Genomic DNA, 12,777 nt, shown 5'->3' on the forward strand with positions numbered 1-12,777 from the left:
AAAATATGAACAAAGTATTACACAGTTAATACATACGAACAAGGCGATAGCAGAGTCATATAATCGTGAGATTATCAAAGTGTGATGATGAATAAAGTTTGGTTATATTGTGTTACCTCCCTCAAATACAGCTAGTAGCATATCGATACTTCTACCTAAGAAAACATACGCTTACCTCGTAATTAGCCCCCTCTGTGTTAGAGCTCTTTTCTAGTGTGGAAGCTTAGGTATGTAAGGGATAACGCGGCTTTAGTTTAGACTTATCAATAGACTCCGCAGGGTATAGTGGCCAAAAGAGTCCAGTTTCGACCGCTAACTTAAGCGCAAAAACGAACAGAAAACGAACCTAATTAATCTAGCGCAGTGGCCTCAGTGAAGAGTATTGTCATCTCTGCTGAGTTCCTAGCAGATTTTTGGCAAAGTTTCTCTATAAATATATTTAATTTGAGCCTAACCCTAGTTGTTCGTAACATCGCTCTTTCTATGGGTGGCAAGACTTTCTTAGAAGTGCCTCACGAGTGGAACAAGTGCAAACTCCACGATTAGAACAACTAAATGACAAGATAAAGCAAAAGGCATTTTTGATGAATTTTATAGACATAGCGTTATGTGTAGTGCTGCTTATTACATTCCTGCTTTTGATAAGCCCTCCAGTGCGTAACAATAAACTTTGGTCAGCTACCGTTACCCCTTTAGCCTCCATTATTGGTAGTGGCTTTTTAGTTTCAGTTCCTATGCTGGCGAGTGCGATTGGCGTATGGGCAGTACTGGCGGTGGTCGGATTAACAGCATTGGCGTATCTGTTCGGAGAGTCGATTCGCTTTAATATTGCCAACGCTGAGCCGATTTTAGAAAAGGCGGAGGCTGGCCACACGATTAAATCCATCGAAACTGCGTCACATGTGGTGTTAATCGGTGCGTATTTTATTTCTGTTGCATACTACTTAGTTCTACTAGCGACTTTTACACTAAAGATGGCAAATGTTGACAACCCAATGGTTGGCAAGGGGATAGCGACTGCTTTGATTCTTTTGATTTGCGGAGTAGGGGCAACCAAGGGACTGAAAGGGATTGAACGAACAGAAAAGTATACAGTGAGTGCCAACTTAGCGGTAATTGCCGCGTTGTTAGTTTCATTAGTTATTTTTGGTTTTACGCTACCGTCTGAGTATAGCTGGGGAGCGGTATTACAAGAGAGCCATACTTTTGACTGGGATACAGTACGTTTTCTAATGGGGCTAGTCATTATTGTTCAGGGATTCGAGACAACAAGGTTTATGGGGCAGATGTATAACCCTAACCAAAGAATCAAGGCAATGCGACGCGCACAAGTGATATCGACATGTGTCTATATTGTTTTCTTTATTTTGATGCTGCCACTTTTCCCCTATTTTACCTCGTCATCTGATGTCGCGGGATTTATTGATGTGATAAAGCGAGTATCGCCATGGTTACCTTATGTGGTTGCTGCTGGCGCAGTTGCGAGCCAGTTTAGCGCTTCGGTTGCTGATAGTATCGGTGCAAGCGGGTTAGTCAGTGATACGACACATAAACATATTACGCCGAAACACGCCTATCTATTGATCGGCATTGTTTCTGTGCTGGTTATATGGGGAACCGATGTGGTGTCAATTGTCGCGCTAGCTAGTCGTGCGTTTGCGCTTTTCTACGCATTGCAGTGTTTAGTCTCGACAATGGTAGCGCTTGGTCAAGGTAATGATAAGCGGGCTATGCAGTTTGGTGTACTTGGTGTTGTCGCGATGACGATTGTTATTTTTGGTATTCCGGCAGGATAAGGTTTAACTAAGCAATGTCGTAACGTAACATGTTAAAACCGCCGCTTAGAGTAATCCTGCTCTAAGGCGGCGGTTTCATTCATTACTCTTATTTCAGGTTGATTACTTTAATACCGTTTTCAGACGTTTTATTTTCTCTTCGAGAACCGAAGTGGGGCAACCTAGATTTAACCGAATAAATCCTCTTCCTTGCTCACCGAAACTGTAACCCATGGTGGGGATAACGCCCGCGCCATGAAGCTGTATTTCTAGCTCTTCATCGGACATCTCCATGCTACGACAATCAAGCCACGCAAGATAAGTGGATTCTTGAATACGGTAGCTCACCAGAGAAAGTTCGCTGTCTACAAAGTCCGATAGTACTTTATTGTTGTGTTCGAGGTACTGAAGCGTGTCTGTTAACCATTTACGGCCATGGCGATACGCTGCTTGGTTCGCCAGTAAGCTAAATGAGCTATACACATCAATGCCATAGGCAAGAAGTTTTGATTTCAACGCCTTTGCTTCTTGCTTATTTGGGATCATGGTGTTGGTTAACCGCATTGACGGCAGACCGAATGACTTAGTACCTGCGATGCAAACGGCCATTTTATCTAGATAGCGAGCATCAACACGTAAACAGCTATAGAAGGTGTTGCCTTTAAAAACAACATCTGCCCATATCTCGTCTGAGATAATATAGGTGTCGTACTGATGGCATAACTCACAAACACGAGTGACTTCTTGCTCTGTCCATACTCGACCACCGGGGTTATGTGGGTTGCAAAACATCAACACCTTAACGCCATTTTTAAGTTGTGCCTCTAGATGCTCGAAATTGATGGTGTAGTAGCCGTCATTCTCGTCTAGAGGTGATACGACTAATGTTCGTTCAGTGTTTTTTATTGTACGGTAAAATGCATGATAAACAGGGCTAAATACCAAGACTTTATCTGCGATATTACTCCAACGTTCAATAAGCATTGCGATGGCAGGAAGACTGCCGGGAGTCGTGTGAAACCACTCTTTTTTTAGTTCAACATTGTGGTTTACTGCCCACCAGTCGATGACAGAGTTGAAGTAGTCATCACCGCGTTCAGAATACCCGAAAATGCCGTGTTCAATACGATCTTTTAAAGGTTTTGTAATAAACTCTGGTGCCTTGAAATCCCAGTCAGATACCCAACTTGGTATCGCTTCACCTTCAGGAACACCTAACCATTTCTCCATATAGTCCCACTTTAGGCAGTCCGTACCATAGCGATTAATAACGGTATCTAATTCGTGTTGCATAATAGCCCTTAGGTAGCAGAGAGCCCACTGAATGAGCCCTTGCTAAGGTAGTAAAGTTAAATAAATACGCTAAGCAGATGCGGTTTCTGCGGTTTTATCTGCAGATGATGCTTGCGCTGTGTTGCTCAATTTAAGTTTTGCGATGCCAATACCTGTTGAGGCCCAAATCATTGCGAAAAATACCCCAGAAAGGTTTTGAATCGCCCATGGAAGATAGTCAAGCGTGGCGACGCCAAGTGTTGCAGCCATAAATACTCCAGCATTTGTCCATGGGACTAACGGCTCAATAACCGTCCCTGCGTCTTCGATTGTTCGAGATAAATTTTTGGCGTCAAGTTGCATTCGTTTGTATGTATCACGGAAGAGTTCAGATGGGATAAGAAGAGCCAGCTTTCCATCGGATGTTGTGCATACCACGGTAATGGTCGTCACGATAGTGGCGCCAATGAGACTCGCGGTGCCTTTAATGCCTTTAGATAGCAGGTTGACTAAAACATTCAGACCACCAGTAAGCGCCAGTGCGCCAGCAAAGGAGAATGCACAAAATACCAGCAGCACTACGCCCATCATAGAAGACATACCACCTCGATTAACCAGTGTTAATACATCTCCAATCACTTCAACGTTACTAAGACCGGCATTGGCAAACATCGATGCATTAAATCCACTAAGCATCGAGCTTAACGCGGTGGCCAAGTCAAACCCTTGGAAAATAACGGCATTGAGGATAGCGATTGCGATAGCTGCCACCATCAATGGAATGGTTGGTAGTTTACGGATAGCACCAAAAAGAATCAGGGCAGGTGGCAATAGTAGAAATATATTTAGAGTAAACAGTTGGTCCAAGTTGGCAAGGATGGCAATAATCTTGTCGGGTGTATCGGCAGAAATATCACTGTTACCCGCGAAGAAGAATACCGCCGCCGCTAATAAGAATGCCGGAATTGTTGTCCAAAGCATATGCTGAATGTGGGAATAAAGATCTGTACCGGCAACGACAGGAGCAAAATTGGTGGTGTCAGATAACGGTGAGATTTTATCACCAAAATAGGCACCAGAAACCACCGCACCCGCAGTAGCCGCAAGGTTGGCGTCCATACCAGATGCCACACCCATTAAAGCGACCCCTACTGTACCCGCAGAGCCCCAAGAAGTACCCGTACACAGTGAGACTAAGCTGGTGACTAGGAAAGCGGTTAAAATGAGGTACTCTGGACTGATGATTTTCAGGCCGTAGTAGACCAGCATAGGAATTGTTCCACCTATCATCCAGCTACCGATAAGCCCTCCAACTAAGACAAGAATGAATACCGCAGGTAATGCCTTTGCTAAACGGTCGATGATCGCGCCTTGAATGTCATCCCAACTATAGCCAATTTTCCATGCAACAGCTGAAGCGACAACTGCCGAGGAGAGAAGTAAACTTTCGATAGGTAAGCCGAACACACCATAACCAACAATAAGAAAGAGCAGCATGGTTGCTATTGGCATGAGTGCCAAGCCAACAGAAGGTTCAATTTTGGTTTCGTTATTCATGTAATTTACATCCAGTATGAGTAGTAGGGTATAAAAACGATATGTCGAATTTATTGTCTTTTTGTTCGCTATAGGTCACGAAATGGATCTTATCGTGTCAATTTCGGCTTTTCTGTGACCCTATTCACCAATGTAAAAAATGATAATTGTAGTGTAATTTACATTGGGTTAATCTTAAGGAAATTAGGAGGAGAAATGGCAACCATAAACGATGTAGCGAAAGCAGCAGGTGTGTCGACAGCAACGGTTTCTAGGGTGATTAATAAATCGTCCAGTGTGATACCAGAAACGGTTGAAATCGTTCAATCGGCAATGTCTCAAGTAGGATATAAAGTAAAAGGAAATCAGAGGCTTAATATCAATCAAGGGCTCAATGCTATTGGATTGATTGTTAGCCGGTTTAATTCACCTTTTTATGGTTTATTAAGTCAGGGTGTAGAAAAGATTGCCAAGCAGTATGATAAGAAAATGATGGTTGCTAGTGGCAATTATGACGCCGACTGTGAAGAAGACGCGATAAAGTTCATGCTGAGTAAGGGATGTCGCAATATTGTGATCCACAGCAAAGTAATGAGTGATGAGACGTTAACGCAATACGCAAAACATAATCCTGGGCTCGTTGTTATCAATCGACGTGTTCCAACAATGGAGCAACAATGTGTTTGGCTAGACAACAGTGAAGGGACTTATCAGGCGACAAAACACATAATTGAACAAGGGCATCGTCGAATCGGCTTTTTGTCCTGTGATACGGAAGTGGATGACAAATTTCTTCGTTTTGATGGTTATCAACGAGCATTGCAGGAAGCGGGGATTCAGTTTAACCCTGATTGGATAGAAGAAGTGCCGTTTGGAGAGCAAGGTGGGGCGTTGGCTGCTACCAACTTTTTAAACAAAGGCTTGCCCATGACAGCACTGGTTGCGTTTAATGACTTTTATGCCGCGGCGGCAATTCAAGTATTTAAAGAGCATGGCATTTCAATTCCGGAGCAACTCTCTATTGTTGGGTTTGATGACGTGTTACCACAATGCTACTTTTCGCCAAAGTTAACGACCATACGCAGCCCAATAGAAAGTATGGCAATTAATGCCGCAAGAATTTCATTAGAAGGTAAGCAGTGCTCTGTCTCCCGTGCATTTCACCCATTGCTCATCAAGCGAGAATCGGTTTTGCCGTTAAGTGTGGTGAGTAACTGCGTATAACAAAAGACAAGATCAACAAAAGACAAGAGCAACAAAGGGCACACACCAGCAGAGGGCTGCTATGGTGTAGGCCCCAAAACAAATTTTATCCAATGTTCAGACGGTCACTAAAACTCACTGTCCACTTGAAATGTCATTCTTTCCTTACTGTATGGATGATCCAGCTCTAGTCGTTCAGCATGTAAGTGCAAGCGATCGGCTTTTTCTCCATATAAACTGTCTCCCACCATAGGCATATTCAAACCTAAATGGTGTGCACAGTGGACGCGAAGTTGATGGGTTCGACCGGTTTTTGGGTACATGTATACTTTACTGCGACCTTCTTTCACTTCAATTAATTGCCAGTGAGTTTCAGCATGTTTACCATGCTCGTTGCAGACAAGTTGACGCGGACGGTCATTAGGGTCTCCGCGCAATGGTAAGGCTATATCTCCATCTGGTTGATTCAGTTCGCCTTCTAAAAGAGCGATATAGCGCTTCTGTACATTTCGGGTAATAAACTGTTTTTGCAGATCTTTATTGGCTCGTTTGGTTAATGCGAATACCAATAGCCCTGATGTCACCATATCTAGGCGGTGAATGACAAATGGTCCTTCTACGTTTGAGAACAACGTTTGTAAACGAGTATAGGCAGAGTCTTTGATCGTTTTTCCCGGAACAGATAATAAGCCTGATGGCTTATTAATCACCACCATCGCATCATCTTGAAATACAATTTCTAACTCTTTATCTTCTGCCCAGTTCTTTTCCAGAGGATTAGATTCAACACTCAAACCTTGCAGCATATGCTCTAAAATGGGCTTACATTTGCTGTTGCACGAAGGGTAGAATTTTTTATGCTGACGAACTTCAGATTTGTGCGGAGTTCCCCACCAAAATTCAGCGAAAGCAAGTGGTTTAAAACCGTGCTTATAAGCAAACTGTAATAGCTTTGGTGCCGCACATTCGCCAGAACCTGCTGGTGGAACAGGGTTGCTTGTTGGAGCAAAAATATCAATTAAATCGCGCAGTTGGCCGTGACCATTTAAAAAACGATACTGTTTATGCAGCTTATGTTGTAAGGCGTTAGATAAGCCTTTGTACTTATGCTTAAGTGCCGCTAATTGTGCGCTAAGTTCCGCTAAGCGTTGTTCTTTGAGGGCTGATTTGTCAGTCCAACTCTGTTTTAAGTTTTTGAGTGTTATTTTCTCAGACACGCTTTGTCTGCTTAAGTCATCCAGTAAATTTTGGTATCGTTCTGGTGCAAGAGTTTCTTTGCCTTCTTCGCGCTGCTGCTTACGAATAGCGCGATTCATAATCATCATTTGGCGATGTGATTGCTCTTCTTTTTCATAAGCCGTGCGCTCCGTTTCAATTTGAGCGCTTAGCTCGGCTATTTCTGGATCTTGTGAAAGGGTATTGTAATCTGTATAGGCTTTATTAATCGCATCCGTCTCTTCAAGAAAAAAGCTTTTTTCCGTCAACATATCGAATACCGGTGGAACAAAACCAGCCAATAAGTTTTGCTCTGCAATCTTTCCGGAAAACGCACTCAAAAAGCCGATTTCTCCTTGAAGATTCTCGACCAACAGCACCCCAAACATTTTTCCTCGGCCTGTTTTTTTACTCTCTAATCCAAAATCATGTTCGAAATCGGTTTGAGTTTCTAAGTGCTGCTGTAACTGTTCCGCCGCTAATACGCATAAAGGGTGCGGAGTATAGTAGAACGGAAATGTAAATTCCTTTGGTAATTCATAACCTTCGATAGCAACGTTGAAGCGAGTAAAGCAGTGTTGAGGTGAGTGCATAGTAAAGGCCGTATGATAGGAAAAATTTGAGCACGGATTGTACCTGTTTTTCTACAGATTGCCATGAGAGGAGCAACAAAGGAGTAAGCAAGGAGATATAGAACACTCTCAAAGAGGTGGTTTGTCTACATTGATAACTGTGTGCTTGACAGTGTGGTGCTTACCTTTGCATTATGCCAAATTAATGTGAGTAGAAACGACTGTTTTTATGCGATGAAGATGAACGTGATTGCAGATTGTTTGAGATGTACTGATGTCTAAATTATTTAAATGTTTATTGCTATTGTTCGCCAGTTTTCTGGTGGGGTTCGGTTATCTGGGATTTCAATCGTATCGAGCACTGACGTTCGCTGATCAGGGTTTACAGTGGCTCTGGGTTGATGATCAGTTTGTCCGTTTAGATAATACTGCGATGCAAAGTGCGCGTGAAAATCACACCAAACAGCTGATTTTTCGCAAAGTCGATCTGAAGCATCAGTTAGCAATATTTTTGAATACGACAAATAATGCCAACTTCCTGTTTACTTTCGTAAAAGAGGTGCCGTGCGATTCTGATACACCTTATCAGGCTAAGCTTACTGTTAACGGTAAACCTAGCGAAACGGTAACGTTTGATTGTAAGACACCGAGCATTGCCCTTTATCGAATTGGCAAACGGAAGTTTGAACAGTTACAACTGGTTAACTCGGATTTTGAGTTCAACCTCAATCTGAACCAGTGGGATATCACAACTCTGAAGAAAGATGATTATATGCAGCTCAATTATCATTTTTTTCAAAATCAAAGTGATGAAACTATCTACCCGTGGACCAGAGATTAGGACTGAGTAAAAGCTTACCCTACTTGTCAGTTTTTTAAGGCAAAATAACCTCATTGACCGTTAGAGCAATAAGGTTATTTTGAGTTTCTTGATTAATGGTATTGAAAATTTAAGCAGCTAATGCGCCTTTTAGCTGCTCTGTCCATTTTATTACTCGCTCTTGAGTGAGATCTGCCTGCCGGTCTACATCTATTGCTAAGCCGATAAACTCACCTTGATCTTCTGCACGTGATTCGGAGTATTGATAGCCTGAAGATGGCCAGCGGCCGATAATTGTCGCACCAGCATCTTTGCAAGCATTCGCTAAGTCGGCCATTCCGTCGACAAAAGTATCAGGGAAGTCAATTTGGTCTCCCAAGCCAAAGACAGCGACTTTGGTGTTGCTTAAGCTGAGATCTTCTAGTTCCTGCAGTACGTAACCCCAGTCAGACTGAATCTCACCATCGTTGATCGTGGGTGTTCCTAATACGATTAGGTCATATTCTTCTAACTCTTCAATATCTGCGTCGGCAATATCGTGACTTTCTGTTGAGAACTGCTGCGCAATGAGAGCGGCAACTTTTTCGGTTGAACCAGAGTCACTGGCATAAAAAACGGCGACATTTTCCATATTCTTTCCTCTTAATATCATGAATAAGTGAAATCTATTTACAGCTGGCTAACTGGTTTAACAGGGCCTGTTTACTATCAATTTGTTTTTGTAATGAGTTGATGTTGTGCTCATACAGTTCATTGTTGGATGAGATAAGCTGCTTGAATCGGTTCTGTTTTAAGGTGACTTCTTCCACCGCCAGTTTTGCAGGACGAGAATCTAGTCGTAAAGCGGCTTTACCCTTATCAGCTCGTCGCGGATCAAAGCGATAGAGAGGCCATAATCCTGTGTCCACTAGCTGTTTTTGTTGAACCATACCTTGAGCCATATCTATTCCGTGAGTAATGCATGAGGCATAGGCGATAATTAGCGATGGTCCCGGATACGCCTCCGCTTCTTGAATGGCTTGTAACGTCTGGTTCATGTTGGCACCCATGGCGATGCTGGCAACATAAGCATTACCATTGATTAAGGTACTAATACCGAGGTCTTTGCCTGCTAAGCTTTTGCCGTTGCTGGCGAATTTTGCGCTGGCAGCGGTAGGTGTCGCTTTTGACTGCTGTCCACCAGTGTTGGCATACACTTGATTGTTTAGAACCATCACATTTATGTTTTTGTCGCTCGATAAAACGTGGTCTAGACCGCCATAGCCAATATCAAATGCCCAGCCGTCGCCACCAATAATCCATACACTTTTAGCGACTAAATCATCGGCGACTGAGTGAAGTGGGTGTCGTGGTGGTAGCATGCTTTTTAGCTGTTCAACATTTTTACGCTGATGATTGATACCTTTAATAGAGGTATCAGATACGAAACGGACTAAGTCACTCTGTAGCGTGGCGGGAATCAAGCCTTTGGCCTCGTCTAGCATTGAAACTGCCCGTTTTTGCTCACTGTCCAAAGCCAGTCTCATGCCGAAACCAAATTCAGCGTTGTCTTCAAACAATGAATTAGCCCACGCAGGGCCTAGCCCTTGAGCATTTTTTGCGTACGGAGTGGTAGGTAAGTTTCCACCATAAATGGAAGAGCATCCAGTTGCGTTAGCAATAAGCATATGATCGCCATAAAGCTGGGTAAGCAGTTTTATATAAGGCGTTTCTCCGCAACCAGAGCATGCTCCGGAAAACTCAAATAATGGTTCTAACAGCTGACTGCTTCTGGCATCGATTCGTTTAATGTCGATTGGCGATATTTCTGGCAGTTTAGTGAAATAGTCGAAATTTTCGCTCTGCTGAGCGGAAACAGATGATCTCGTCACCATAGTAAGTGCATTATTTTGCTTCGTTTCTCCTGCCTTAACTGGGCACATCTCTACGCACAACTGGCACCCAGTACAATCTTCGGGGGAGACCTGAAGTGTATATTTATGTCCTTTAAAATCCCGTAGTTTGTAGTCGGTGATTTTGAATGAAGCTGGTAGATCCTCGACTGGCGTATTGCTATCTACGACTTTGGTTCGAATTGCAGAGTGAGGGCAGACTAGACTGCATATATTGCATTGTGTGCAGCTCTCTTCATCCCATTGAGGCACAAATTCAGCAATGTCTCTTTTCTCCCATTTGCTGGTGTTGGTCGGCCAACGACCATCAGCAGAGAACGCACTAACAGGCAGTAAGTGACCTCTGCTCTTCATTAGCTCATTGGTTATATTGCGAATAAATTCTGGCGTCTGCGAAGCAGTTGATGTTGTTATTTGCGGGTTGATGCTGTTGGCATCTGGTGTAACTGAAAATAGAGCCTGTTGAGTTTTTTCAATTGCAGAGAGATTCGCGTCGACAATTTTTTTCCCTTTACTTGCGTAAGTGGTAACAACGGCATTTATTTGATGTTGCAGAGCCGAGTCAGCATCCAGTAAGTCTGTTAGTAAAAAGAACGCCCGTTGCATAATGTTATTAATGCGGCCATGAACCCCACATTGATTGGCTAGATTTGTTGCATCTATGGTGTAGAGTTTTAACTGTTTATCAAGAACACACATCTGATCACGATGCTTTAGCTTTTGCCAAAGTTCGTTGGCGGCGTATTTTGAGTTAAACAAAACCGTCGCGCCGTGATTGGCGTTAGCTAATAGATCGGTATTGTTAAGTAAGCTAAATTGATGACAGCCAATAAAGTCCGCTTTATCAATTAAGTATGGAGAATCTATAGCTGTATCGCTAAATCGCAGATGAGAGGTTGTTAAACCACCGGATTTTTTGGAGTCATATACAAAGTAGCCTTGAGTGAACAGGTTAGTATGGTGACCAATGATCTTAATGGTGTTTTTGTTTGCACCCACTGTTCCGTCGGAACCGATGCCATAGAAAAGAGCGCTTGTTCCTTGATGGTCATAAACATTTAAGGATAGATCCATAGGTATTGAACGATGACTGACATCATCGGTAATACCGATGGTAAAACCGTGAAATAGCGTTTGGTTTGCTAAACGATGAAAGAGCGTCTCTGCATGATAGGGAGTAAACTCTTTTGACGCCAAGCCATATCGTCCACCTACGATTTTAGGTACTGGTGTATTGTGCTGTTTGTTCCAGCCTTGATGTACCGCTGACAGAATATCAAGATAGAGGGGATCGCCTATTGCTCCTGCTTCTTTTGTTCTATCTAATACCGCTACTGAGGTGACGGTTTGTGGAATAACGCTAAGACAGTGTTTGATTGAGAAAGGACGAAACAAGTGTACGCAAAGTAGCGCTACCTTTTTTCCTTGATGATTAAGTTTGTCTACGGCTTGACGAACAGCGCCTGTAGCAGAGCCCATTATCACCATAAGAGATTCAGCATCACTAGCGCCGTATAGTTCAAATGGTTGGTAATGGCGGCCAGTTAACTGGCCAAATTTGTTCATTTCTTGCGCGACAATATCAGCGCATTGATCATAATATGGGTTGACCGCCTCTCTGGCTTGAAAATAACAGTCTGGATTTTGAGAAGTACCTCTAATGCTTGGCGCGTTGGGGGTTAGGCGTCGTTGATGGTGCTCATCAATATCATGCCGCTCTATCATGCTAGTGATGATTTCATCGGAGATTGTGCTGACATGATTTAATTCGTGAGATGTTCTGAAACCATCAAAAACATGCAGAAATGGCACTCTACTTTTTAAGGTGGAAGATTGAGAAATTAAAGCAAAATCGTGAGCTTGCTGAACACTGTTGCCGCAGAGAGTGGCAAAGCCTGTTTGACGTGCTGCCATTACGTCTGAGTGATCACAAAATATAGACAGAGCGTGGGTAGAGATGGTCCGGGCAGCAACATGCAGTACGAAAGGAGTAAGCTCTCCTGCAATCTTATACATGTTGGGTAACATTAAAAGGAGACCCTGTGACGAGGTAAAAGATGTCGCCATTGAGCCAGCGGTTAGAGCACCATGCACAAGCCCTGCTGCCCCTGCCTCTGATTGCATTTCATAAATCTCAGGGGTGATGCCTCTAACATTCGGTCGCTTTTCACAGCTCCACTCTTCACACATCTCTGCCATTGGTGATGACGGCGTAATGGGATAGATACCAATTACATCATTACAGCGATAAGCAACAGATGCTGCTGCCGCATTACCATCCATTATTTGTACATGGTTTTGATTCTCTTTTTTTATGGCCGTGTGGCTGTTGACCTTTTCGATATTGTCCATATCTGACTCCTCAAAAGAAACGGCAGTTCTGGTATTTCTTTGGTTGTTTCGGCCCCGATAATGAATTCACTAAGGGGATATTGGCGTTAAGTTTGTTGTATCAACGCTGAATATTTGCTGAATAAAAAAGTCAGAATCTA

The 12,777-nt window shown here is 43.2% G+C and carries 8 protein-coding genes; 3 read left to right on the plus strand and 5 right to left on the minus strand.

The window, feature by feature from the left end; all coding sequences use genetic code 11:
- Positions 1-584 precede the first annotated feature (584 nt).
- Positions 585-1,796 (plus strand): hypothetical protein, encoded by a 1,212-nt coding sequence (locus tag F0227_RS14260; RefSeq protein ID WP_171753890.1) that lies wholly within the window; start codon positions 585-587, stop codon positions 1,794-1,796.
- Between the two features lie 102 nt (positions 1,797-1,898).
- Here the strand turns inward: F0227_RS14260 and F0227_RS14265 are convergent, their stop codons facing one another.
- Together F0227_RS14265 and nhaC are read right to left on the minus strand one after the other, a co-directional pair.
- Entirely contained in the window at positions 1,899-3,068 is a 1,170-nt protein-coding gene (locus F0227_RS14265; RefSeq protein WP_171753891.1) for a MalY/PatB family protein, read from the minus strand.
- A gap of 69 nt (positions 3,069-3,137) precedes the next feature.
- Complete coding sequence (gene nhaC, locus F0227_RS14270) at positions 3,138-4,604, minus strand: Na+/H+ antiporter NhaC (RefSeq protein ID WP_171753892.1); 1,467 nt, start codon at positions 4,602-4,604, stop codon at positions 3,138-3,140.
- A 195-nt stretch (positions 4,605-4,799) separates the two neighbouring features.
- Here nhaC and F0227_RS14275 point away from each other — a divergent pair, with 195 nt between their 5' ends.
- Complete coding sequence (locus tag F0227_RS14275; RefSeq protein ID WP_171753893.1) at positions 4,800-5,807, plus strand: substrate-binding domain-containing protein; 1,008 nt, start codon at positions 4,800-4,802, stop codon at positions 5,805-5,807.
- A gap of 107 nt (positions 5,808-5,914) precedes the next feature.
- On the opposite strand, the gene F0227_RS14280 is transcribed toward F0227_RS14275, so the two are convergent.
- Positions 5,915-7,594, minus strand: a complete 1,680-nt coding sequence (locus F0227_RS14280; protein WP_171753894.1) for an RluA family pseudouridine synthase — start codon at positions 7,592-7,594, stop codon at positions 5,915-5,917.
- A 253-nt stretch (positions 7,595-7,847) separates the two neighbouring features.
- On the opposite strand from F0227_RS14280, the gene F0227_RS14285 reads away from it, so the two are divergent.
- Complete coding sequence (locus F0227_RS14285; RefSeq protein ID WP_253822107.1) at positions 7,848-8,414, plus strand: hypothetical protein; 567 nt, start codon at positions 7,848-7,850, stop codon at positions 8,412-8,414.
- 109 nt (positions 8,415-8,523) lie between these two features.
- On the opposite strand, the gene F0227_RS14290 is transcribed toward F0227_RS14285, so the two are convergent.
- Entirely contained in the window at positions 8,524-9,024 is a 501-nt protein-coding gene (locus F0227_RS14290; RefSeq protein ID WP_171753895.1) for a flavodoxin, read from the minus strand.
- Between the two features lie 34 nt (positions 9,025-9,058).
- The gene (nifJ, locus tag F0227_RS14295; protein ID WP_253822108.1) at positions 9,059-12,637 is read right to left on the minus strand and encodes a pyruvate:ferredoxin (flavodoxin) oxidoreductase; all 3,579 of its coding nucleotides are present in this window, start codon (positions 12,635-12,637) and stop codon (positions 9,059-9,061) included.
- Between the last annotated feature and the right edge of the window lie 140 nt (positions 12,638-12,777).

The sequence above is a fragment of the Vibrio sp. 99-8-1 genome (assembly GCF_013114595.1).
Lineage (GTDB): Bacteria > Pseudomonadota > Gammaproteobacteria > Enterobacterales > Vibrionaceae > Vibrio.

Bases quoted from the DNA above. Each gene is read 5' to 3' on its own strand.
- F0227_RS14260 (WP_171753890.1), top strand. From the start codon at position 585: ATGAATTTTATAGACATAGCGTTATGTGTAGTGCTGCTTATTACATTC.
- F0227_RS14290 (WP_171753895.1), bottom strand. From the start codon at position 9,024: ATGGAAAATGTCGCCGTTTTTTATGCCAGTGACTCTGGTTCAACCGAA.
- F0227_RS14265 (WP_171753891.1), bottom strand. From the start codon at position 3,068: ATGCAACACGAATTAGATACCGTTATTAATCGCTATGGTACGGACTGC.
- F0227_RS14275 (WP_171753893.1), top strand. From the start codon at position 4,800: ATGGCAACCATAAACGATGTAGCGAAAGCAGCAGGTGTGTCGACAGCA.
- nhaC (WP_171753892.1), bottom strand. From the start codon at position 4,604: ATGAATAACGAAACCAAAATTGAACCTTCTGTTGGCTTGGCACTCATG.
- nifJ (WP_253822108.1), bottom strand. From the start codon at position 12,637: ATGGACAATATCGAAAAGGTCAACAGCCACACGGCCATAAAAAAAGAG.
- F0227_RS14285 (WP_253822107.1), top strand. From the start codon at position 7,848: ATGTCTAAATTATTTAAATGTTTATTGCTATTGTTCGCCAGTTTTCTG.
- F0227_RS14280 (WP_171753894.1), bottom strand. From the start codon at position 7,594: ATGCACTCACCTCAACACTGCTTTACTCGCTTCAACGTTGCTATCGAA.